Origin of the sequence: Paraniabella ginsengisoli (assembly GCF_022513635.1) — a bacterium.
Taxonomy (GTDB): domain Bacteria; phylum Bacteroidota; class Bacteroidia; order Chitinophagales; family Chitinophagaceae; genus Niabella; species Niabella ginsengisoli.
This window is the reverse complement of record NZ_JAKWBL010000002.1, coordinates 321,990-343,971: the sequence shown is the minus strand read 5'-3', so window position 1 is coordinate 343,971 and position 21,982 is coordinate 321,990. Positions and strand designations below refer to the sequence as shown.

Annotated in this window: 24 protein-coding genes and 1 pseudogene; 3 read left to right on the top strand and 22 right to left on the bottom strand. The window is 38.9% G+C overall.

The annotated features are described in order from the left end of the window. Window positions 1–12: 12 nt before the first annotated feature. From MKP09_RS26135 to MKP09_RS26125, 11 genes are all read right to left on the bottom strand, one after another. Window positions 13–1,029, bottom strand: a complete 1,017-nt coding sequence (locus MKP09_RS26135) for a TolC family protein (RefSeq protein WP_317235317.1) — start codon at window positions 1,027–1,029, stop codon at window positions 13–15. Further along, window positions 1,026–1,340 carry a TolC family protein gene (locus tag MKP09_RS26130; protein WP_262915358.1) on the bottom strand — a complete coding sequence of 105 codons (315 nt, stop codon included), beginning with the start codon at window positions 1,338–1,340 and terminating at the stop codon, window positions 1,026–1,028. The genes MKP09_RS26135 and MKP09_RS26130 overlap by 4 nt, the downstream gene beginning before the upstream one ends. Then, window positions 1,324–1,947, bottom strand: coding sequence for a TetR/AcrR family transcriptional regulator (locus tag MKP09_RS12955; RefSeq protein WP_240830426.1), 624 nt, complete (start codon window positions 1,945–1,947; stop codon window positions 1,324–1,326). The genes MKP09_RS26130 and MKP09_RS12955 overlap by 17 nt, the downstream gene beginning before the upstream one ends. Before the next feature lie 487 nt (window positions 1,948–2,434). Continuing rightward, window positions 2,435–3,016 (bottom strand): amidohydrolase family protein, encoded by a 582-nt coding sequence (locus tag MKP09_RS12950; RefSeq protein ID WP_240830425.1) that lies wholly within the window; start codon window positions 3,014–3,016, stop codon window positions 2,435–2,437. 49 nt (window positions 3,017–3,065) lie between these two features. After that, complete coding sequence (locus MKP09_RS12945; protein ID WP_240830424.1) at window positions 3,066–3,734, bottom strand: amidohydrolase family protein; 669 nt, start codon at window positions 3,732–3,734, stop codon at window positions 3,066–3,068. 3 nt (window positions 3,735–3,737) lie between these two features. Then, a complete protein-coding gene (locus MKP09_RS12940) occupies window positions 3,738–4,565 on the bottom strand; it encodes an amidohydrolase family protein (RefSeq protein WP_240830697.1) in 828 nt (275 codons plus the stop codon). A 416-nt stretch (window positions 4,566–4,981) separates the two neighbouring features. Continuing rightward, entirely contained in the window at window positions 4,982–6,010 is a 1,029-nt protein-coding gene (locus MKP09_RS12935) for an amidohydrolase family protein (RefSeq protein WP_240830423.1), read from the bottom strand. Next, window positions 6,007–6,267, bottom strand: coding sequence for a hypothetical protein (locus MKP09_RS12930; protein ID WP_240830422.1), 261 nt, complete (start codon window positions 6,265–6,267; stop codon window positions 6,007–6,009). The genes MKP09_RS12935 and MKP09_RS12930 overlap by 4 nt, the downstream gene beginning before the upstream one ends. Then, window positions 6,243–6,791, bottom strand: coding sequence for a hypothetical protein (locus MKP09_RS12925; RefSeq protein ID WP_240830421.1), 549 nt, complete (start codon window positions 6,789–6,791; stop codon window positions 6,243–6,245). The genes MKP09_RS12930 and MKP09_RS12925 overlap by 25 nt, the downstream gene beginning before the upstream one ends. A 123-nt stretch (window positions 6,792–6,914) precedes the next feature. Further along, complete coding sequence (locus tag MKP09_RS12920) at window positions 6,915–7,811, bottom strand: ammonium transporter (RefSeq protein WP_262915357.1); 897 nt, start codon at window positions 7,809–7,811, stop codon at window positions 6,915–6,917. A gap of 70 nt (window positions 7,812–7,881) precedes the next feature. After that, window positions 7,882–8,226, bottom strand: a complete 345-nt coding sequence (locus tag MKP09_RS26125) for a hypothetical protein (RefSeq protein ID WP_262915356.1) — start codon at window positions 8,224–8,226, stop codon at window positions 7,882–7,884. A 146-nt stretch (window positions 8,227–8,372) separates the two neighbouring features. Here MKP09_RS26125 and MKP09_RS12915 point away from each other — a divergent pair, with 146 nt between their 5' ends. Next, window positions 8,373–8,954 (top strand): GNAT family N-acetyltransferase, encoded by a 582-nt coding sequence (locus MKP09_RS12915; protein ID WP_240830420.1) that lies wholly within the window; start codon window positions 8,373–8,375, stop codon window positions 8,952–8,954. Here MKP09_RS12915 and MKP09_RS12910 read toward each other — a convergent pair. The 3 genes and pseudogenes from MKP09_RS12910 to MKP09_RS12900 form a co-directional block, all read right to left on the bottom strand. Then, window positions 8,947–9,800 (bottom strand): annotated as a pseudogene (locus tag MKP09_RS12910) (pyridoxal phosphate-dependent aminotransferase). The gene MKP09_RS12915 and the pseudogene MKP09_RS12910 sit on opposite strands and share 8 nt — an antisense overlap. Window positions 9,801–9,882: 82 nt before the next feature. Continuing rightward, entirely contained in the window at window positions 9,883–10,143 is a 261-nt protein-coding gene (locus MKP09_RS12905) for a hypothetical protein (protein ID WP_240830419.1), read from the bottom strand. Window positions 10,144–10,225: 82 nt separating this feature from the next. Further along, entirely contained in the window at window positions 10,226–10,525 is a 300-nt protein-coding gene (locus MKP09_RS12900; protein WP_240830418.1) for a DUF1573 domain-containing protein, read from the bottom strand. A gap of 412 nt (window positions 10,526–10,937) precedes the next feature. Here MKP09_RS12900 and MKP09_RS12895 point away from each other — a divergent pair, with 412 nt between their 5' ends. After that, window positions 10,938–12,578: a thiamine pyrophosphate-dependent dehydrogenase E1 component subunit alpha gene (locus tag MKP09_RS12895; RefSeq protein WP_240830417.1), complete on the top strand. Its 1,641-nt coding sequence runs from the start codon at window positions 10,938–10,940 to the stop codon at window positions 12,576–12,578. Then, on the top strand, window positions 12,529–13,326 hold the full coding sequence (locus tag MKP09_RS12890) for an alpha-ketoacid dehydrogenase subunit beta (protein ID WP_240830416.1): 798 nt from the start codon (window positions 12,529–12,531) through the stop codon (window positions 13,324–13,326). Before MKP09_RS12895 ends, MKP09_RS12890 begins: the two co-directional genes overlap by 50 nt. Window positions 13,327–13,443: 117 nt before the next feature. Here MKP09_RS12890 and MKP09_RS26120 read toward each other — a convergent pair whose 3' ends face one another. The 8 genes from MKP09_RS26120 to MKP09_RS12855 form a co-directional block, all read right to left on the bottom strand. After that, entirely contained in the window at window positions 13,444–13,893 is a 450-nt protein-coding gene (locus tag MKP09_RS26120) for an NAD(P)/FAD-dependent oxidoreductase (RefSeq protein WP_262915355.1), read from the bottom strand. 11 nt (window positions 13,894–13,904) lie between these two features. Next, on the bottom strand, window positions 13,905–14,681 hold the full coding sequence (locus MKP09_RS26115) for an NAD(P)/FAD-dependent oxidoreductase (RefSeq protein WP_262915354.1): 777 nt from the start codon (window positions 14,679–14,681) through the stop codon (window positions 13,905–13,907). Between the two features lie 161 nt (window positions 14,682–14,842). Next, on the bottom strand, window positions 14,843–15,856 hold the full coding sequence (locus MKP09_RS12880) for a 4-hydroxyproline epimerase (RefSeq protein WP_262915353.1): 1,014 nt from the start codon (window positions 15,854–15,856) through the stop codon (window positions 14,843–14,845). 65 nt (window positions 15,857–15,921) lie between these two features. Beyond that, window positions 15,922–17,406, bottom strand: coding sequence for an aldehyde dehydrogenase (NADP(+)) (locus MKP09_RS12875; RefSeq protein WP_240830414.1), 1,485 nt, complete (start codon window positions 17,404–17,406; stop codon window positions 15,922–15,924). Window positions 17,407–17,868: 462 nt separating this feature from the next. After that, the gene (locus MKP09_RS12870) at window positions 17,869–18,807 is read right to left on the bottom strand and encodes a dihydrodipicolinate synthase family protein (protein ID WP_240830413.1); all 939 of its coding nucleotides are present in this window, start codon (window positions 18,805–18,807) and stop codon (window positions 17,869–17,871) included. Window positions 18,808–19,007: 200 nt separating this feature from the next. Continuing rightward, window positions 19,008–19,901 (bottom strand): AraC family transcriptional regulator, encoded by an 894-nt coding sequence (locus MKP09_RS12865; protein ID WP_240830412.1) that lies wholly within the window; start codon window positions 19,899–19,901, stop codon window positions 19,008–19,010. Between the two features lie 87 nt (window positions 19,902–19,988). Further along, the gene (locus MKP09_RS12860; RefSeq protein WP_240830411.1) at window positions 19,989–20,651 is read right to left on the bottom strand and encodes a sugar transferase; all 663 of its coding nucleotides are present in this window, start codon (window positions 20,649–20,651) and stop codon (window positions 19,989–19,991) included. Between the two features lie 53 nt (window positions 20,652–20,704). After that, window positions 20,705–21,916 (bottom strand): SDR family NAD(P)-dependent oxidoreductase, encoded by a 1,212-nt coding sequence (locus MKP09_RS12855; RefSeq protein ID WP_240830410.1) that lies wholly within the window; start codon window positions 21,914–21,916, stop codon window positions 20,705–20,707. Between the last annotated feature and the right edge of the window lie 66 nt (window positions 21,917–21,982).

Genomic DNA, 21,982 nt, shown 5'->3' with positions numbered 1-21,982 from the left:
ACGATTAAAGTATTATTGATAAAGGATGCCGGTAGTTTGCAAAAGCTTTCTATAGGCTAAAGCCGCATCAGCTCTTGCATTGAGCACATTTATCCTTGTTGATAAGAGCGCCACGTTAGCATCTAGCAAATCGGTAATAGTAACCAGGCTATTATCAAACTTATTTTTTGTAATTCGATAGTTTTCTGCTGCCTGTGTTAAAGCTTTTTCATACACTTCAATTTTTCGCTTGGCAACAAAAGCCTTTTGGTAATCTTCGTTTACACTAAGCCTGATATCATCCACAAGTAAAGCCTGCGATGCTGCCAGTTGCGTTTCCCGCGCTTTTGACTGCTTTAAAACAGCGTTGCTTTTCCATAAATTAGCGAGGTTATATTGAATACCAACACCAGCATTTACAGCATTTGTAATCGTCAACAACTTTGGAATATCCGCAGCAACGTACCCACCGGTCAAAGCCAACGTAGGCAAGTTTTCTGCTTTGGCAGCTTTAGTGCCTAATACTGCAGCTTTCTGTTGAAACTCGATGGCTTGCATGTCTTTTCGATTTTGCAAGGCGAGTTGTTCATAGTCATTGAAAGTCCTGGCATCTACCTGTTGATTAATAAAAGTTGAATCTACTTGTAACAACGTTGTTTCAGGCAAGCCAAGTAAAAGATCCATATTTACATTGGCTATATTAAAATTGTTCTCTGCCTCTAGCAACTGCAACTCAATATCTGAAGTTTGTAATTGAGCTTTCAATCTGTCATTACGTGCAATAATGCCGTTGTTCTCCATATTAAGAAAATCGGAATCTCTTTTTTGAGAAACTGCCAGATTTTCTTTAATAACGCCAACCATCTGAGAGGCTTTAAATAGGTTTACATAAGCCTGTGTGATATTATAAACAATAGCATTTTTGTCGCTTCCAGCATTAAGCTTAGCCGCTTCCAGCAAATATTTAGCAGACTCAATACCAAATTTTATTCTACCGCCAGCGAACAACGGCAAAGAAAAATTAGCCATGCCGTATGCCGCCTGGTTCACCTTTGGGGCAGTTCCTGCTGCGCACCGCCTTCAGATGATGATTGTGCTGTTCTTAAATTAACATTCGCATTAGTAAGTCTCAAATAGCTTCCACTGATCTTTAAATCAGGCAGCTGTTTGTTTTTTGCTTCGTCAATTGCGGCAGTTGCTTCTACAATTTTCGCATCATCAATTTTCAGATTTTTGCTATTGGCAATACCTAATTCAAGCGCTTCTTCTATACTCATACGCTTTGCTTCCTGCGCACTTGCAAGCATCTGCATCAATACAAAAACAGATGCAAAGGCCAAGGCCTTAACTTTCAGATTCATACCCTAAAATATTTTTTGTAATTAGTTGAAGGTGTTCTTTCACCTTTTCAAAATAAACATCATCGTTCCAGCCTTTGGTAGCTTTTAAACCATAATGTTGCGCATACAATTCCTTATTCAGAATCGCGTGCATAATTGTACCCGTAATAGTTGTCATGAAAAAAATAGGATCTATACCAGCCCTTATGGAGCCTGATTGTTGCCCTTCCTTAAGCAACGCTTCAAAAAATGTTGCATAAGTTTCTTTAGACTTATTTAGAAAACGAATGACACTTTTATTCTTATTCGTTGCCTGTTCTGCTAAAATAACATGATAAAACTTAGTGTTACTTTTCACCCGATCAATATATCCTGACAATGCCCGTTCAATTTTACCTATAGTGGTAAGTGAGCTATTATCGGTGATATCTTTTACATAAGCAAGGCCAATATTCATGCGCATCTTAAACAACTCTTCCATTAATTTATCTTTCGAACCGAAGTAATAAGATATCATGGCAATGTTGATACCGGCGGCTTTTGCTATATCTCTAACTGAAGTGGCATCGAACCCTTTTTCCGCAAAAAGAGATTCAGCTTTTTCTAAAATATATTCCTTCTTTGTCATTTGAAACACAAAATTAAACAATCGTTTAAATTAATCAAACATTTGTTTAACTTTTTATTTAAAGAGAGTAAATTATTGATCAAAGTCAAACACAGTCTAAAGAGTATCTCGCCTGACCGTTCAGGTCTGACGATTAACGATTAGGATGTCAGCCTGTTTTAAAATTTTGAAAGAGATTGCTCGGCTTCACTATGTTGCGCTCGCAATGACGATTGCAGCGTGTTCGTCATTCCGGGCCGGAGCAAAGCGAAGTGGAGGAATCTCGATCGCCAGAAACATATGTGTGCAGGAGATCGCTCGACTTCACTTTGTTACGCTCGCAATGAAGATTGCAGCGTGTTTGTCATTACGACCGGAGCAAAGTAAATGGATGAAACTCGTTCGATGGAAAACATTCTGTGTGTGCGGGAGATTATTCGGCATCACTACGCTACGCTCGCAATGACTATCCGTGAGTGGAGGAAATTCTCAAGTACAATGAAACTTGTTAGTCCATTATACCGTATCGGTGTTTGTAACGCTCATATAACTGGTTCTGTTTATTATCCAGATTCACTTTTCTTCCTTGAATAAAGGCGTCAGTAACAACGCTGGATCGCATGTCGAGCACATCACCATCACAAATAATAATGTTGGCATCTTTACCCGTTTCTATCGAACCTGTTTGCTGATCAATGCCCAGTATTTTTGCAGGGTTAATGGTAATTGCGGCCAATGCCTGTTCCTTTGTAAGTCCATAAGCGACTGCAGTACCGGCATTGAAATCAAGATTTCGATATTTCGCATTATCGGAATTATCATTTATAGCAAACAAAACTCCTGCTTTTTGTAAAATAGCTGGAGTTTTAAAAGGCTGGTCCACATCATCGTCTTGCATGGTTGGCAAACTATGCAAAGCATTCAGAATAACAGGTATATTATTTTGCTTTAGAAGGTCGGCTACTAAATAACTATCTGAACCACCTACTAACACAATATCAATATCAAACTTTTTAGCAAAATCAACTGCTACCAATATTTGTTTTGAAACATCTGCATGAATGAATAATTTTTGCTTCTTCTCAAACAACGCCGCATGGCTTCAAACTTCAGATTGGTATTTTCTTTCTTATTAAGTTTTAAGTAAGCTTGTGCTTGTGCAAAAAAGATTCTACATCTTCAATTGTTTTTATACCATTTTTTACGGGATCGGCGCTGGCATCCTGATTTCTTGATCTTCCTGGCGAGCGCATTAACATAGGTATATTTAAATGCATTCCATTATCCAATTTATAAATAGCATCCTGCCAGGTCCATGCATCCAATTGCACAACAGAGGAGGAGCCAGTAAGCAGACGTCCCTGCGGCACAACACAAGCTAGTAATATGCCATTAGCACGAAGTGTATTAATTACTTTTGAATCAGTATTATAAGCCACAATTGATTTTACTGATGGATTATACGCACCTAGTTCAAAGTAGTCGTTGCTCCCCCTAACGCCGCTACCAATTTCACTAAGACCTAAGTCAGTACTCGACAATATTAATCCGGGATATACATTCTTGCCGGTGGCATCAACAATAGTAGCGTCATTATCAGTTGTTATATTATTGCCGACCTGCGCAATTTTCCCATCCTTTATTAAGACAGATCCGTTGCTAATAACCGAACCTGTAGCTGTATAAACAGTACCGTTCTTAATTATGATGCTACCTTTTTGCGGAGGCATAGGATACACATTATCCTGCGCCAGTAAAACGCAATTAAAAGAAAATAATATGATGAATATGACAATTCTCTTTAACATGGTTTACAGTTTATCTTCATATGAATCGACTTCCAAAATTCCGGTGTGCTGTTCGTTATCTTCGCAATGCAAAATAACCTGTGCTGTAGGCTTGGCCGGAACTGTAGGCGTACCAGACTTGGCATCAGCGAGCATTTTTTGTACCAGGCGATTGCGTTCGGCGCTTATGAGTTTTCTTTTTTCCAAATCCTTTTCCCTGTCAAAGTATACTGCGCCATCAACAATAGTGTATAATGCTTTGGCATAAATACTTAAAGGGTTTTCATTCCACAAAACAACGTCAGCATCTTTACCCACTTTAATACTTCCAACTTTATTATCGATATGTAAAGCTTTTGCAGGATTTAACGTAACCATTTTAAAAGCATCTTCTTCGCTAACGCCGCCATACTTCACCACTTTAGCCGCTTCCTGATTTAAGCGCCGCGCCATTTCTGCATCGTCACTATTTATACAAACATTTAAACCTACTTTGTGCATGATAGCTGCATTGTAAGGGATTGCATCCTGCACTTCTGTTTTGTAAGCCCACCAGTCGGAAAAAGTAGAAACATTAGAACCGTGCTTTTTAATGGCGTCGGCTACTTTATATCCTTCAAGTATGTGCGTTAAAGTATTTACTTTAAAGCCATATTCATCAGCAGTTGCAATTAGCGCCAGTATTTCACTTTGTATATAACTGTGACAAGTGATAAAACGTTTATCATTTAGGATTTCAACCAGGGCATCCAACTCCAGATCTCTTCGAACCGTTTTATCGCCGGCTTTGATTTTTGCTTCATAATCTTTCGCTCTTTGAAAAGCATCTGCAAGTACAGATTGTACGCCCATGCGCGTATCGGGGTAACGGATATTTCCCTGCGGCTGGGCTGTTCTTTTTACATTTTCTCCTAATGCAAATTTGATAAACGGATCAGCTCCTTTAAACTTCAATCCTTCATCATCCGCGCCCCATCTGAGTTTTATCAACTGTGTTTGCCCGCCGATAGTATTTGCAGAACCATGTAAAATATGCGACGTAGTAACACCTCCGCTTAACTGCCTGTAAATATTAATATCATCTGGATTTAAATTATCGCCAATCCGCACTTCAGATGTAACAGATTGAGCGCCTTCATTAATCGAAAATGCAGCAATATGTGAATGTTCATCTACAATTCCAGGTGTCAAATATTTTCCACTTCCGTCTATAATTCTTGCTCCGGCTGCATTAATACCTTTACCAATTTGTGCAATCTTACCTTCCTTTAATAATACATCCGTGGCTTCAAGCCTTCCTTCTTTTTCATTGGTCCATACTGTTGCATTTTTGATAAGGATGATTTCCTGCTTTGGCAACACTTCATTTCCATAAGGCGAAAAAGGATAACTAATTTTAGCCAATGGCTTTTGAGATTTCGACGCAGCTGTATCTTTTTTATAACAGATTCTTTTGTATAAGTAGCAACCCATGTCACGGGTTGACCATTATTATCTGCACCAACACCCTGCCAGCTTTTTCCATAATCCACACCACTTAACCGATACAAAGATCCGGCCTGTGCAGCACTGAATGTAGAATCCTTTTTAGCAGAAACCGCCTTGGTAGCAGGTTTCAGCGAAAAATTAATAGAAACCAAAGTGCCATCCGATTTGAATTTGGTTGTGAGTGTATCTTTTGAAATAAGATTTGCCTGGCTATTGCTTTTAACATCTAGGATATATTCTGAAACTCCTGATGCACCGGTTATAACCAGTTTATATTGGCCCGCCTGCTCTTTGCTGGCTTTCGCTTTTACATCATAACGTTCGCCATTTACCCAGTTCTCAACAATACTTGTATTTTCAGAAAAAACATCACCTGTAGTGATCAGGAAATTAGCAACTTTTCCTACTTCTATAGAACCTACTTTATCATCAATTTTCAAAAGGGAAGCAGGTGTAGTTGTTAATGCAGCCAATGCGGCTTTCTTACTTAGCCCATAAGTAATAGCTTTGCGCAGTGAAGGCCAGAAGGTTTTCAGATCTTTAAGATCAGAGGTTGTAATTGCAAAAGGAATGTTCGCTTTTTCCAAAGCAGCTGCATTTCCCGGCGCAAACTCCCAATGGGCCATGTCAGTTACAGAAACAAATCTGGCGTCCATCGGATCTTCTATATTTTGAGTTTCCGGAAAATCCAAAGAAATAATATAGGCCGCTTTGGTTTCGGCTATTTCCCTGATCCGCTGATACTCGTTGTCGCCACCTTTAATGATATATTGTATGCCAAATTCGTCACCAATTTTGTCCGCCCTCAAATCCCCCACTTATCACCGGCTTCAAAAATCTGAGGAAGGGCATTGTTGTTATTCCATGCTTCCAGCGATTTATTTATTCCTTCTTTAGCCGGTTTATTTTTAGCATACCATTCAGCGTCTAAAAAAGTTTGCCTGAGCAAAGCCACACTTCCCATCATTGAGGTTGGATATGACTGCGTTGATGTGCCTTTGCTAAAAGAATAAAAGGTAGCAGCTTTATCTTTTAATACATTCAGGTTTTCTTTATCATCAGACAAAACAACTGCGACACCTGTGCCACGGGCAATTCCATCTTTTTGATGGGTAACAACAGCGCCAAAGCCTTGCGCCCGCAGGGTTTCAGCCTGTTTTGTATCAGTAGAAAAAGTTCATAAGCATTTATTTCACTTTTTATAGCCTGGTTCCAATTAAAAGGGCCTTTAGTATTTGTTGATAGCTGCTGCGGGCCAAAAAACGAGCTTGCGCCTCCGTTGCGTTGCGGAACCTGAATGCCATAATCGCTGTAAATATCAATAAAGGATGGATAAATCGCTTGCCCTTTACAATCCACTACTACTGCTCCATTAGGAACGGCAGTATTTCCAACAGAAATAATTTTACCGTCCTTAATTACCAGCGTTGCATTATTGAGTTGAGTGTTTGCATCTTTAACAATAGTAGCGTTAGTAAATGCATAATATTTTGTACGCTCATCTGAAATACCGTTGACAGGATAAGTTATCTGGGCTTGTAACTGCATATAGCAAGCTGATATGCACAAGACAGAGAGCCATTTCTTCATTAGCATCAATTTTTCTGAAAAATAAAAAAATAAATCGAAAGCATAGGTTTGAAGCAGTGAAAATAAAAAGTGCAAACCGTAATTGGCTTGCACTTTTCAAAGAAATAGAATATTTAAGGTTTTTTATAAACTTTCTCCTAACTGGCTTATGTCTAAACCTTCAGCTTCTTCTTCTTCACTAACTCTCAAAGGAGTGATTAGGTCTGTTATTTTCAAAATGATCATTGTCATGATGAATACGGCTACCAATACACAAATTGCAACTAAAATATGTGTAGTGAATAATTTGGTTTCGCCAAAGAAAAGACCTTTATCCACAACTGCCGAATTAATACCAGGGCTTGCAAATACACCGGTAAGGATCATACCAACCAAACCTCCAACACCGTGGCAAGGGAATACATCTAAAGTATCGTCAATGCTTGTTCGTGTTCTCCACTCTACCATCAGGTTACTAACTATTGCTGCTACAACGCCGATTACCAAGGCATGAGCCAGGCTTACAAAACCTGCAGCTGGTGTAATCGCTACCAAGCCAACAACAGCACCGATGCTGGTTCCCATGGCAGACGGTTTTTTACCTCTTAATGCGTCAAAAATAATCCAGGAAAACGCAGCAGCTCCGGAGGCAACCGCAGTGGTACCCAAGGCTATTGCAGCCAGGTTATTAGCACCCATCGCCGAACCGCCGTTGAAACCGAACCATCCGAACCAAAGTAACCCTGTTCCTAATAAAACGTAAGTGATACGAGCTGGTTTCATTTCCTGATCAGTTCTTTTTCTCAGGTAAATGGCACTTGCAAGCGCAGCAACACCCGCACTCATGTGAACTACTGTTCCTCCAGCAAAATCCAATACACCCAATTTTAATAAGAAGCCATCAGGGTGCCATGTCATGTGCGCCAAAGGCGCATAGATAAGTACAAAGAATAAACAAATAAAAAGAATATAAGAAGTAAAACGAACCCGCTCAGAAAAAGCACCAGTAACAAGAGCCGGAGTAATAATAGCAAATTTCAATTGAAAAAGGCAAATACTGCTAAAGGTACAGTAGGTGCCAGCGACCAGGGTTTACCATCTAATACTCCATTCATGAATATGAATGTTGATGGATTACCAATAACCCCCCAATATCATCTCCGAAAGCTAGACCAAACCCAAAAACTACCCAAATAATTGATACAATGGCCATGCAAATAAAACTTTGTAACATTGTGGATATTACATTTTTCTTTTTCACCATTCCCCCATAAAAGAAGGCCAAACCGGGAGTCATTATTAATACAAGGGCGGCAGATGTAAGCATCCATGCGGTATCTCCGGTATCAACGTTAGGGTCTGTTGGGCTTGCCACAGGATTGTGGCCCATGAAAAGGCTTAGAATGGTAATTAACACAAGCAGTAGAAAAGGAACAATAGCCAGTTTTTTGGTCATGTGCATAATAAAGAGGTTTTACATTAAAAAAATAGATAATAATTAATAAATGATCACATATGGCTTTTATAAATTCAAAAATATATAATTTAAGTTATTTTTGATTGCAATATAGAATTTTATTTTCAAATATATTTTTTCATAATATGAAGTTATCTATAGCAAATCCTCAATTTGCAAGTCAAATACGTACTATCTACGCTCCATTCATACAGCAAGGGTATATAACTTTTGAAACAGAGTTACCTGATATACAAACATTTGAAAAACGAATCACCAATTATTCAGAAAAATACCCATGGCTTGTTATGGAAGAAAATGGCAAGATTATAGGATATGCTTACGCTTCAGCATATCGTGAACGGACTGCTTATCAGTGGGTAGTGGAATGTTCTGTTTATGTGGATAGGGAGTATAAAAAGAGAGGAGTTGCCTCAAAACTGTATGCTGCTTTGTTCGAATTGCTGAAAGCACAAGGCATTTATAAGGTCTACGCTGTAATTACCATACCCAATTCTGAAAGCGTTGGCTTCCATGAAAGGCTGGGATTTACCTGGTTTGCTACCTATAAAAATGTCGGCTTCAAATTGGACAAATGGTGTGATGTTGGTTGGTGGGAACTGACCTTAACCGAAGCTATAGCACAGCAAGTACCCGAAACTCCCATATTGTTCCCTGATTTAGATCAGGATCTGGTTAAAGAGATATTACACAAACACTCTAATTAGTTCTGCCGGGATAAACTTTCAACGCTTCTTCCAGGCAATCCATCGCATTATTTATAGCTTCTTTATTGATGACATAAGCCAGCCTTATTTCGTTAAGCCCTAAACCAGGTGTAATATAAAAGCCGGTAGCGGGAGCAAACATTGCGGTTTGATTATTAAATGTAAATTCTTCCAGCATCCATTGGCAGAATTTATCAGAATCGTCAATTGGCAATTTTGCTATGGCGTAAAATGCGCCGCCCGGATTGGGACAAAACACATCATTCATTTGATTTAATCTGCTAACAAGCAAATCTCTTCTGGAAAGATACTCTGCCTTTGGTTCATTAAAAAAATCATCAGGAAGATCAATGGCTGCTTCACCCAAAATTTGCTCAAGGCCCGGAGGGCTAAGCCTCGCCTGGGCAAATTTCAAAACAGAATTATATACGTCTTTGTTTTTAGTAACCAAAGCTCCGATACGTGCGCCACATGCGCTATATCTTTTGCTGATAGTATCCAAAAGAATAGCATGGTTTTCTATGCCAAGCAACTGCATGACACTGGTATGTTCATCGCCACTATAACAAAATTCACGATAAGCTTCATCGCTAAAAAATAAAGCCCATGTTTTTTGCAAATAGCTCCCAAAGCTATCATCTCTTCTTTACTATATAAATAACCTGTAGGATTATTGGGGCTACAAATGAGAATAGCTTTAGTTTTAGCGGTTATTACTTTTTCAAACTCGTTTACCGGCGGCAGCATAAAACCATTTTCAATGGTAGATCGAATCGGTATCACATTCACCCCGGCTTCGCATGCAAAGCCAATGTAATTAGCATATAATGGCTCCGGAATGATCACTTCGTCTCCAGCGTCAAGGCACGCAAAAAAGCAAATAATATGGCTTCGCTACCTCCTGTTGTAATTAAGATCTCATCATAATTTACTGCAAAGCCTTTTTTGAATAATATTCAGACAGGCGCCGCCTGTAACTTTCGTTACCAGCGCTGTGGCTGTATTCAAGCACAGGCATATCCACATTTTTTACAGCATCCATAATGGCCGGAGGTGTTTCAATATCGGGTTGGCCAATATTCAGGTGATGCACGGTAACACCCTTCTTTTTTGCAGCTTCTGCAAAAGGAACCAGCTTTCTAATGGGAGAAGCGGGCATTTGAACACCTCGTTGTGATACTGTAAGCATTTATTGAAAGGTTTTAATATCTATAAAAAAATGAACCCCTCCAGTTTGACTTGAAGGGGTTTAAAAATAATTTTAAAAGTAACTATTTTTTTGCAACCACTTCACCGGTAAAGTAAACGATTTTTGGCTCATTGTATCCGGCCAGGTAAATCTCTACATCTTTATTTACAGGACCAGCGCTGGGCGCACTATATGCAACTTTTATCTTTCCGGTTTTTCCAGGCATGATCGGCTCTTTTGGTTTTTCAGGAACTGTGCAACCACAACCAGCCATTACACTTTTAACAACTAATGGTTTCTTAGTTTGATTTACAAATTCCATGTAAAAAGTAACAGGCTGCCCCTGAGGCACTTTACCAATATCATACTTGTCTTTAACCATTGTTATGGCACCATCTGCTGATGAAGCTGAAGCCTTAACATTAGCGGTTTGCGCATTAATTGTATTAACAGAAAGCAGGAAAAAAATGAAAGAATAAGGCTGATTTGCTTCATAACTAAAAATTTACCATTAATCAAAATAGAATTACAAAAGTATTTAAAAAGATGAAATAAAATATGCTAAATTTTGTATTCATTTATATACATGCTTAATCTTTATTTAGGAAAAAAAGATATTACGCTATACGGATGAAATAATATCTGAAAAAGTTGCATAAATACGATTTACTATGAAAGCTTTTAAAGTACTGTGATACAGATAATGATTTAGATTTTATCGACATAAGACCCATACTAAAATGCTTATTAATTCGTTATATTCACATATAAACGCATCTACCTATTTTTGTCGAATGGATATATTACACTCCGGACTTGCAGAAACTAATGAAATGCTGTCTTTTGAGAAATTTAAAGACGGTGTGCTGCACGATTATTATATAGCCTGTTTAAGCAGAGAAACCAGCCTTTTATCCCGCAAAGAAGTACTTACAGGGAAAGCAAAATTCGGAATTTTTGGAGATGGTAAAGAAGTAGCCCAGGTAGCCGCAGCCAAATTCTTTAAACCAGGCGATTGGAGAAGCGGTTATTACCGCGACCAGACGATGATGTTTGCAATGGGAGAATCGACTCCGCAACAATATTTCGCACAACTATATGCTGATCCTAATGCTGAAAGAGAACCCTTTAGCGCAGGCCGGCAAATGAATTGCCATTACACCAGCCGTAACACTGAAGAAAATGGTGAATGGGCCAATCTTGTTGAAATAAAGAATACATGTACGGACATGTCTTCGACGGCTTCACAAATGCCAAGATCGGTAGGAATTGCTCTTGCATCCAAGCTTTTCAGAGAAGTGGATGACCTCAAACAGTTCAAAAACTTATCCGACAATGGCAATGAAGTTTGCTTTTGTACCATTGGTGATGCTTCTACCAGTGAAGGCCATTTTTGGGAAGCAGTAAATGCAGCAGGCGTGTTGCAGGTACCGCTGGTAATTTTTGTTTGGGATGATGGATATGGTATTTCTGTTCCGCGTGAGTATCAAACTACAAAAGGATCTATATCAAAAGCATTAAAAGGCTTTGAAAAAGAAGAAGGCACCAATGGCTTTTATATTGCTGCATTGAAAGGTTGGGATTATATGAGCATGGTGGAAATATTTGATGAAGGTGTGCAATTAGCGAGAGAAACGCATACACCTGTTATTTTTCATATTGAAGAATTAACACAACCGCAAGGCCATAGTACCTCTGGTAGTCACGAAAGATATAAAAGTGAAGAAAGACTGGTATGGGAAAAGGAAAGGGATTGTCTCAAAAAAATGAAATCCTGGATATTGGAAAATGCCCTTGCAGATGAATCTTTACTTAAAAAGATAGAACAGGATGCCAGGCAAAATGTGAAAGAGGCAAAGGATAGAGCCTGGAAAGAATACCAAGCTCCGCTAAAAGAATTAACACAAAAAAGCAGCGAAATCATTGAAGCGCTGATACCCGATAATCCCGAGCATGAAGATGAATTAAGGAAGATCTCAAAAGACCTCAGATCATTAAGAGAACCAGTACGCAAAAACAGTTTACAAAGTGTATATAAATCTTTGCTTCTGTGTGGTGATAAAGCTACTTCCGAAGCTACCGATTATTATACCGAACTTAAAAAAGATGGTGCTACCATTTACAATACGTACTTATATGATGACGGCCCAAAAAGTGCTTTAAATGTTGAAGCCATTGCACCTGTTATAACCGACACCTCGCCCAGTCTTAATGGCTATCAGATCATCAATAAATATTTTGATGGTGTCTTCGCAACTAATTCTAAAGTAATAGCTTTTGGCGAAGACCTCGGACAGATAGGCGATGTAAACCAGGGTTTTGCTGGTTTACAAAAAAATACGGTAGTAAAAAATATTCGATACAGGAATTCGCGAACTGACGATCATGGGAAAAGGTATTGGTTTGGCGCTACGCGGATTAAGGCCCATCGCTGAAATACAATATCTCGATTATTTGATTTATGGCTTGCAACCACTTACTGATGATGTAGCTTCTTTGTTTTATAGGAGTGCCGGAAAACAAAGTTGTCCGCTGATTGTGAGAACCAGAGGCCATCGGCTTGAAGGCATCTGGCATAGCGGTTCTCCAATGGGTATGATCATTAACGCAGTTCGTGGCATGCATGTTTGCGTTCCCAGAAATTTTGTACAGGCTGCAGGCATGTACAATACACTGCTCAAAAGTAATGACCCGGCGATTGTGGTGGAAAGTCTTAACGGTTATCGTCTAAAAGAAAAACTACCCGATAATTTGAATGAGCTAACAGTTCCGTTAGGTATCCCTGAAATATTAAAAGAAGGATCTGATATCACGATTGTAAGTTATGGCTCAACTATAAGAATTGTGCAACAGGCCATGAAATTGGTAGAACCATTAGGAATTAGCTGTGAGCTTATTGATGTACAAACCCTACTACCTTTTGATAGAAACCACATGATACTTGAGTCGCTGAAAAAAACAAACCGTATTGTTTTTGTTGATGAAGATGTTCCGGGTGGAGCAGCGGGTTATATGTTCAACAAAGTAATGGAAGAGCAGGGCGGTTATAAATATTTAGATGTATCGCCACGTACTATTACTGCAAAAGATCACAGGCCTGCTTATGGAAGCGACGGTGATTATTTTAGCAAACCCAATGCAGAAGAAGTTGCTGCTGTTTTATTAGAGATGATGAAAGAATGATATTTATGTTATGTTCCCAGCAACATAACATAACTGATCGTCCCTTGCGACGCTCCGTTCATCTGTAGAATATGGATGAGCAATTTTAATGACCCATTAAATCGATACAGCAAAACACTAAAACCTCTCTGGGCTGAACGCTTTTACATCAATACTTGTAGGCTTATGCTGAATCAATTCGTTAAGTAACAATCCAGTTCCTGTAGCGCAACTCACACCCATCATAGCGTGGCCACCGGCAAAAGTAAGATTACTGTATTTGCTATGCCTTCCAATATAAGGCAACCCATCAGGGCTAACCGGCCTGTACCCATACCAGGCTTTTTCTGCATTTGGCAAAGGCAGATTCATTTTAGGATAATATTTTTTGAAAGCATTGTAAATGGACATCACTCTTTTGGGCAGCACCCGTTCGCTATGCCCACTAAGTTCCATTGTCCCACCAATGCGCAACCATCGATCAATAGGCGCGGTTGCAACTCTGTCGTCCACCAAAATAGACGGATAGATCAAATTATTTTGCAATCCATCATACACCATGCTGTAACCCTTTCCAGGTTGTAACAAAATTTGAATGCTTAATAATTTAGACAACTCCCCATCCATGATCCGTTGGCTATAATAACTTCATCGGCTTGTATTTTTGCATTGTCTGTTGTTACTGCCGATATTTTATTTCCATTTCGTTCAAAACCAGTAACAGTTGTATTCAGATGAAATGAAACACCAAGCTCTTTTAATTTCTTATATAAGCTTTGCATTAATTTTTCCGGATTAACATGACAGTCGTCTAAATACAAAACACCTCCGGCTACATCCACTTCTGTTTCCGTTTCATATTCCTGAACCTGTTGCGTATTACACACAATTGTTTTTAATCCAAATGCCTCAGCCTGCTCGGCCATTTCTTTTTCATGCTTTCCTGTTAATTCAGATTTGTAAAGCATGAAAATACCTTTTTCAACCAGGCTAAAATCATCCAAATCATTTTTCAGATCAGTCATTAATTGCCTTGACAGTTGCAACAGATTATTTAAATGCGGTGCATTTTTTTCAACCAACTGATTATTTGCTGACTTTTTAAAAGTGAGTCCCCATCGCATCAAATCTGCATTAAGCCTGGGTTTAATATAAAAGGGCGAGCTTGAACTCATCATCCATTTTACGCCTTGCTTTATGATGCCAGGTGTTGCTAATGGAATAAAATGCGAAGGTGAAACATAACCGATATTACCAAAAGAACATCCATCTGTAATATCATTTTTATCAATAACAGTTACATCAAACCCTGATTTCTTAAGATAATAAGCACCGGTTAAACCAATAATGCCACCGCCAACAATTACAATATTCATGTATGAACCTTGATTTATTTGATTTGGATTGAATGAGCTTTGATCATACTGCTTATTGGATTAATTTGTCCATTAATATTTCACACAACGAAACAAAGAAAACGACGAAAACAATGTTGCTTCTTTGCCTTCTTAGCGGGCTTTGCGTGAAAACCATTGGTTCAGATAACTTGAAAGCCATGTGCATAAGGATCATCATCCGGATCAATCCAAATGCTATTATAGCCATAGATCCTTGCCCATCCTTCGACAGAAGGCCTGATTGCTTTTTTATCTTTAATGCCAAAAGCATCCGTCAACTCCTCTTCTATCCTACCAATGAATTTACTTCCAATAATACTTTCATGTACAAATGCATCTCCTTTCTTTAGTTTCCCTTTTGCATACCACTGCGCCATACGGGCTGAAGTGCCCGTGCCACAAGGGCTTCGGTCGATTGCCTTATCACCATAAAAAACAGCATTCCGCGCAGTTGAAGTTGGATCAAGAACGGAACCTGCCCACAAAATATGAGAACATCCATTTATTGTATCATCTTCAGGATGCACAAACTCATACTTTTCATTAATATTTTTTCGCAGTTCGCGCGCCCAGGCAATTAGTTTATCAGCGCTATAATGCTCAATCCCTTTGAAATTATTTTGTACATCAACAATAGCATAAAAATTACCGCCGTAAGAAACATCAATAATTAACTCGCCTAACTCCGGACAGTTTACAGTTAATTCAGAGGAATGTAAAAAGGATGGTACATTGGTAAGTTTCACAGATCTCACTTTACGTCCCTCCTGCTTATATTCAATCATTACCAAACCTGCCGGTGCTTCCATACGTACAATACCAGGCGCTTTTGGCTTTATCAATCCCTCTTCAATGGCAATTGTAATGGTACCAATAGTTCCATGCCCACACATAGGAAGGCAGCCACTGGTTTCAATAAACAACACTGCCACATCATTGGCCGGATCATGCGGAGCATATAAAATGCTTCCACTCATCATATCATGGCCACGGGGCTCAAACATAAGCCCGGTGCGTATCCAGTCATACTCTTTCAGAAAATGCTGACGCTTTTCACTCATGGTATTGCCTTTCAAAACAGGCTCACCATTTTTTACTAATCGCACAGGATTGCCACATGTATGTGCATCGATGCAGTCGAAAGTATGCTTCATATTACCTCACCCCAGCCCTCTCCTAAAAGAGAGGAAGTTTTAAATATTGAATGATCTTTACTCTTTTAAGCAATCACGTTTTTAGAAAGGTCGTCGTTCACCGTTCTCCAAATACCTAAAGGATTTTCATTTTTCAGTTCATCCGGTAAAAGATCGTTACTCCAGTTTTGAAACGCCACCGGTCTCGCAAATCTTTTGATTCCGTCTGCACCAACTGATGTAAAGCGTGAATCGGTTGTGGATGGGAATGGCCCGCCATGTTGCATGCTTAAGCATACTTCTACACCTGTCGGTACACTATTTAAAATAAAGCGGCCACAGAGGTTTTGAACCGTATCCACCAGTTCCTGGTTATTTCTGATGTCATGATCAGTCGCCATTAAGGTTGCTGTCAATTGCCCTTCAATATGTTTAGCTACTTCTATCATTTGCAGAACATCTTTACATTTAATAACTAACGAATAAGGCCCGAAAACTTCCTGATGTAAAATCGGATTATTTATAAACGTATCTCCGCTAACCATTGCTACTGTTGGTATTCCTTGATTGTCCTTAGGTTCAATTTCAGATAAAGCAACGATTTCAACATCAGGTTGCGTTAGAGCCTGAGCTCTTTTTGCAACATAGTTTTTGCAAATGCCATCGTGCAACATGGTAGCAGGAGCAATTGTTTTTATTTCCGATGCCAATGTGGAAACGAACTGACCCAGGTCGGTACCTTCTAAACCTATTAATAAACCAGGATTTGTACAAAACTGTCCTACACCTAAAGTAATGGAACCTGCATATAGTTTAGCCACTTCAACTGCTGATGTTTTCATTTTTTCGGCAAGTAGAAAAACAGGGTTGATGCTGCTCATCTCCGCAAAAACAGGGATAGGTTCTTTGCGCTGGTTGGCCCAATCAAATAATTGTTTACCACCTGCAAAAGAACCGGTAAATCCTACGGCTTTCGTGTAAGGATGCTCTATCAAGGCCTGCCCTACTTCAAAAGATTTTCCATGCACATGTGTAAAAACAGCTTTTGGGAGATTACATTCTTCCACCGCTTTGCTAATAGCGCGTGCTACCAATTCGCTTGTTTGTGCATGTGCCGGATGTGCTTTTACAATAACCGGGCAACCTGCTGCAAAGGCGGTTGCAGTATCTCCACCTGCAGTTGAATAAGCAAATGGAAAATTAGAGGCGCCGAAAACAACGACAGGGCCCAGCGGCACCAGCATTTTCCTGATATCTGGTTTTGGCGGTGTTTTATCTGCAATAGCAGTGTCAATACGGGCTTCCAGCCAATCGCCTTTTTCGCATGCCTCGGCATAGGAGTTCAATTGGTAAATAGTGCGTGCACGCTCACCTTTTAACCTGGCTTCCGGCAAATTCGTTTCTTGTCCGGCTACGGTTATTAATTCATCGCCTAAAGCCTCTATTTGTTTGGCAATGGCGCGCATAAAACCAGCACGTTCTTTAAGAGAACATTTTCTATACACATGAAAAGCCGCCCATGCACTTTTCAAAACTTCGTCTATTTGATCTACAGTTGCATCGTTAAACATAATTGAATTCCTGATTTTTAATTTCTAATTGGATATTGTGGTTTCAAAAAACAATGTTGTTAATTTAAGGATTTTAACCAACATTTTCACACCTGCTTTATATTTTATGACAGATGTATATTCTTTGCCACGAATGCACGAATAATACAACAAAGAAAATTATTAACCAATGTCCTTAGCTTAACGGGCGCCATGCCGACGTAAGGAGGCATCACCTGTAGTTAGCATCATTTATAAAACAAGGAGTTCTCTCCCTGCGGTCGAGATGACGGCTTAAGTTAATGACCTTGATTATTTAACTCAACAGTATCATTGATATGCAAAAGACACATTCGTGTACTGACGGCATTTTATAAAATATATTTATACATCTGTTTTGGTCTTCCGATTTGCGCTGCGAATATGTAGGTTGATATTTGTTCTGCAGTACAAGAGAGTGACACAAGGAAGATGCCATATATTCTATGCTGGTTCAATAACAGATACATTTTCTGCTATAATGCCCGACACGTCTGGCCTGCTTGCGATACCCGTATTGATGATATTTAAAATTCTTTCTCTTTCTTCACCGATCAATGTAAGCCGTGGTGCACGCACGTACTCACTTCCTATTCCGGTTTGCTGCTCGGCCAACTTGATATACTGCACCAGTTTTACATGAATGTCGAGTTCGAGTAATGGTAAGAACCATCTGTAAATCTCGATCGCTTCTGCAATTCGCCCGGACTTGATGAGTTTGTACAATGCCACGGTTTCTGCAGGAAATGCACAAACAAGACCAGCCACCAAACCATCAGCACCAGCTACTAATTCTTCAAGTGTCAATGTATCTACGCCGCAAAGAATACTATACCGCTCACCAAACCTGTTACGCATTCTTGTAATGTTTGAAACGTCGCGCGTGCTTTCTTTTACTGCATTGATATTAGCACAATCTGTCAGTTCTTCAAAAGCATCGAGTGTTACCAGCGTTTTATAGTCGACGGGGTTATTGTAGATCATAATTGGCAGGTCCGTACGGTTCGCTACGGTTTTGAAATAAGTAACCAACTCACGATGGTCGGGCACATAACGCATCGGAGGTAACATCATCAATCCATCAACACCCCATTCCATTCCAAGCTCGGCCTGCTCCAAAGCCAGTCTGGTACTGCCTTCTGCGATATTTAATATTACAGGAATTTTGCCATCAACTTTTTCTATTGCAAACTTTATCAGTTGTTCTTTTTCGTCGTTAGTTAAAACGCTTGCTTCGCCTAACGTACCTCCAAGTATAATACCTTCGATGCCTGCAGCTAATTGCGCTTCTAAGTTTTTTTCGAATAAGGGAAGATCGAGCTCATCATCTGATGTGAACTTTGTAGTTAAAGCAGGCATTACACCTTTCCATTGAAATGTCATAGCGTTTTAATTTTTATGCATACAAAAGTAGAAAAGCCATTCGTACATTAATAAACATAATTTATCCGTATTAAGCTATATTTTAACAGCATTGAAATTTAGTAAGTTTTCACACAAAGTTCGCAAAGAAAGATTCATGTTCTTCGAAAATAAAAGAACACAAAGTTTGCCTTCGGCAAAAAATTAATATACACACCACACTAAGCCTCTATTTCGATACCAGATGCTTTTTTGTAGTCCTTTAAATATTCCAATGGAGATTTGCCAGCAATTGATTTGAATACCCTGTTAAAGTTGGTGATACTGTTGAACCCAGTTGTGTACGCAACTGTTGAAACGCTTTCGAGGCTGGTACTAGTGAGCTTTTTGCATGCCTCGTTGATTCTTACTTCGTTCAGGAAACCTACAAAGGTATTGCCGGTTTGTTTTTTAAAATATCTGCAAAATGCCTGTGGCGTCATGTGTGCAATATCGGCCACACTCTGTAGTGATACATCGGAATGATAGTTTTGCATAACGTAATCAAATACGCGACCAATACGCATACCTTCGGCTTCACTTACTTTATCGAGCATGCCAGTTGACAATGGTTCCAAATAATTATTGATCGAATTTAAATGCTTGAGCAGATCAAAAAACAAAAACAACCTGTCAATATTCTTCGCTTTATGTATAGCCTTTATTTTTTCAGCAACAACTAAGGTGTAAATATTGGGGATTTTAAATCCGGTAGCATGATGGTCAATAAATGTTTTAGCCACCTTCATTTCGGGCAGGATAAACAAGTTTTTTAGCTTTTCTAAAGGATCGAAAAACAGGGTTAAAGCATGTGTGTCTTTTTCAGGATCGGACTGAAAGTATTCCAGGCTGCTTTTAAAAATATGCGGTTGATTGGCTCCGATAAAAAATATATCGCCGGGATTGAAAGCATAAATATTAGTACCTACAACAAAAGTTCCGCTGCCTTTTATTACATGCGTAAGTTGCACTTCTACATGGCGATGTAAATAGGGATAGAAATAAGGTTGCCTGTCCTCCTGGCTGATCACGGATTTATCGTGCGCGACTGGTATGGTGAATTGAAGGACCTTCATGGGGTGAAGGTAAATTAAACACAGTTATGAGCAAATTTGAAAAACACCAAACATATACTATTTAAAATAGAGCCTTCCAACGAAATTTTAAAGAGATCTTTTTGGCAAGTCTTTAAAAACTTTATATTGTAATTGTGTTTTGGGACTGATGATAGCCCATGCCGTAAGAAAGATAATCCAAAAATCTACAGCAAGGCTTTTGTTCTTATTATACCACATCTCAAGTTCTCCTTTATAAGGAGCTATTACTGTATCATAATATTGCTGCCGGTCCATTTTTGTATTTGTCAAAAGCTCTTCTTCATCCCTGAATATGATCGAACCGATTCCTGTAATACCCGGAACAGAATCGTAAACTTTTTCACGTATCTCGGGTGGATAGGCATTGAATGTTTTATCAACTAACGGCCGTGGACCAACAATGCTCATATCGCCTTTAATTACATTCAGTATTTGTGGCAATTCGTTAATTTTTGTCATCCTTAAAAAACCACCAATCGGCAGGAGCCTGGGATCTTTTCTTAATGTAATCAAGCCTGTACCCATATTGGGGCTATTCTTCAACATGGTTGCAAACTTGTAAATATTAAAGTATTTGTTTTTGTAACCAATACGCTTTTGCAGATAAAACACATGATGTTCGCCAGTGAGAAGCAAAATAATTACTATGGGCAGCATAAAAGGCAGGAGGATAACAAATGCTATTAGCGAGACAACTAAATCGATCAATCTTTTTATAATACGATACATGGTATAATATGCTAATGGAAAGGATTTCTTTTAAATGTTTTTTATTGAAATAACTACATCTTTTGATCTAACGTAAGGCCCGTTTCAATATGTTCAAAACCAGGTATCATTTTACCAAGTGCCACTACTATATCTTTTTTATCTGTATTATCTGATTCAAATACTTTTTTGAGCGTATCTATAATAGTTTCTAACTCATCGATCTTTCTACGTTCTGCATTTTTGATAACACCAAAGGCTTTATATGTATTATTATCAACGTCCTCATCATCTGTATAAAACTCCTCATACATTTTTTCACCACTTGTATTGCTTTCAAATAAGTAAACAGGGTAAGTACCGTTTTGAATATTTGAAACTTCACTTCTTGCCTCTTCTTCTGTTCCGCACACTTTTATATCGTAGCCAATTTTATTTAAAAAAGGTTCTACAATGTCAGCAAATTTCACCATGGTTTCTTCCTCCAGCTTTGGAAAAAAAATCTCCCCAGAATTACCGAGAATACAAGCACATAAGCAAATTTGACCTGACTCATCGGGCGAAACAAAAAACCTTTTCACATCTGCGGGGCAAGATAGAGGTTGCTGTTTCAATACCCTTTCTATAAAGCCTGCCAATAAACTTCCATTAGAAAATGCAACGTTCGCAAAACGTGCTGTAGTGATTTTCATCTTTTCTGAATAAGACAGAATAACTTCTTCCATCAATTTTTTACTTGCTCCCATTACATTCACAGGATTAGCAGCCTTATCAGTTGAAACGCAGAAGAAATGTTTAGGAGGGGCTTGTAACAGCAAATCGAGCAAACCTTTGGCGCGTATTACATTATTATCAATCATTGCTTCGATCGAATAAATATCTTTCTCTGACCGAACATGTTTGTGCGCTGCAAAGTTGGCAACAATATCAAACGGTCCTTCCTGGTTGAATATTTTCGCAAAAACCTTATCATTAAAATTTATAGGATAAGTTTTAAAATCTGCCGGAAGCGGAGTGTCTTTGCGGCTCCGGCAATCGCGAACTAGTTCTGTCAATCCATTCTCATTAATATCTACTACAATTAACTTAGCAGGATTATATTTTACCAAAGCTCGAATGTATGAGGAACCGATGGTGCCCGCACCACCAATTACTAAAACTTTCTTGCCTTCTATTTCTGTTCTGAGTTTGACTTCAAAGCTTTTCAAATCATCTGCAAAAAGACTTTCTGAACGATGTGTTATGGCTTCGCCAATGAATTTTTCTATATTGAATACTAATGACATTTGAATTCGGTTTTATTATTTTTTGTAACCCAATTGGTATATATATGCTTTAGGAATGCTTTCAAA

Bases quoted from the DNA above. Each gene is read 5' to 3' on its own strand.
- MKP09_RS26130 (WP_262915358.1), bottom strand. From the start codon at position 1,340: ATGAATCTGAAAGTTAAGGCCTTGGCCTTTGCATCTGTTTTTGTATTG.
- MKP09_RS12955 (WP_240830426.1), bottom strand. From the start codon at position 1,947: ATGACAAAGAAGGAATATATTTTAGAAAAAGCTGAATCTCTTTTTGCG.
- MKP09_RS12945 (WP_240830424.1), bottom strand. From the start codon at position 3,734: ATGTTAAAGAGAATTGTCATATTCATCATATTATTTTCTTTTAATTGC.
- MKP09_RS12940 (WP_240830697.1), bottom strand. From the start codon at position 4,565: ATGGGCGTACAATCTGTACTTGCAGATGCTTTTCAAAGAGCGAAAGAT.
- MKP09_RS12925 (WP_240830421.1), bottom strand. From the start codon at position 6,791: ATGAAGAAATGGCTCTCTGTCTTGTGCATATCAGCTTGCTATATGCAG.
- MKP09_RS26125 (WP_262915356.1), bottom strand. From the start codon at position 8,226: ATGACCAAAAAACTGGCTATTGTTCCTTTTCTACTGCTTGTGTTAATT.
- MKP09_RS12915 (WP_240830420.1), top strand. From the start codon at position 8,373: ATGAAGTTATCTATAGCAAATCCTCAATTTGCAAGTCAAATACGTACT.
- MKP09_RS12905 (WP_240830419.1), bottom strand. From the start codon at position 10,143: ATGCTTACAGTATCACAACGAGGTGTTCAAATGCCCGCTTCTCCCATT.
- MKP09_RS12900 (WP_240830418.1), bottom strand. From the start codon at position 10,525: ATGGTTAAAGACAAGTATGATATTGGTAAAGTGCCTCAGGGGCAGCCT.
- MKP09_RS12895 (WP_240830417.1), top strand. From the start codon at position 10,938: ATGGATATATTACACTCCGGACTTGCAGAAACTAATGAAATGCTGTCT.
- MKP09_RS12890 (WP_240830416.1), top strand. From the start codon at position 12,529: ATGGGAAAAGGTATTGGTTTGGCGCTACGCGGATTAAGGCCCATCGCT.
- MKP09_RS26115 (WP_262915354.1), bottom strand. From the start codon at position 14,681: ATGAATATTGTAATTGTTGGCGGTGGCATTATTGGTTTAACCGGTGCT.
- MKP09_RS12880 (WP_262915353.1), bottom strand. From the start codon at position 15,856: ATGAAGCATACTTTCGACTGCATCGATGCACATACATGTGGCAATCCT.
- MKP09_RS12875 (WP_240830414.1), bottom strand. From the start codon at position 17,406: ATGTTTAACGATGCAACTGTAGATCAAATAGACGAAGTTTTGAAAAGT.
- MKP09_RS12870 (WP_240830413.1), bottom strand. From the start codon at position 18,807: ATGACATTTCAATGGAAAGGTGTAATGCCTGCTTTAACTACAAAGTTC.
- MKP09_RS12865 (WP_240830412.1), bottom strand. From the start codon at position 19,901: ATGAAGGTCCTTCAATTCACCATACCAGTCGCGCACGATAAATCCGTG.
- MKP09_RS12860 (WP_240830411.1), bottom strand. From the start codon at position 20,651: ATGTATCGTATTATAAAAAGATTGATCGATTTAGTTGTCTCGCTAATA.
- MKP09_RS12855 (WP_240830410.1), bottom strand. From the start codon at position 21,916: ATGTCATTAGTATTCAATATAGAAAAATTCATTGGCGAAGCCATAACA.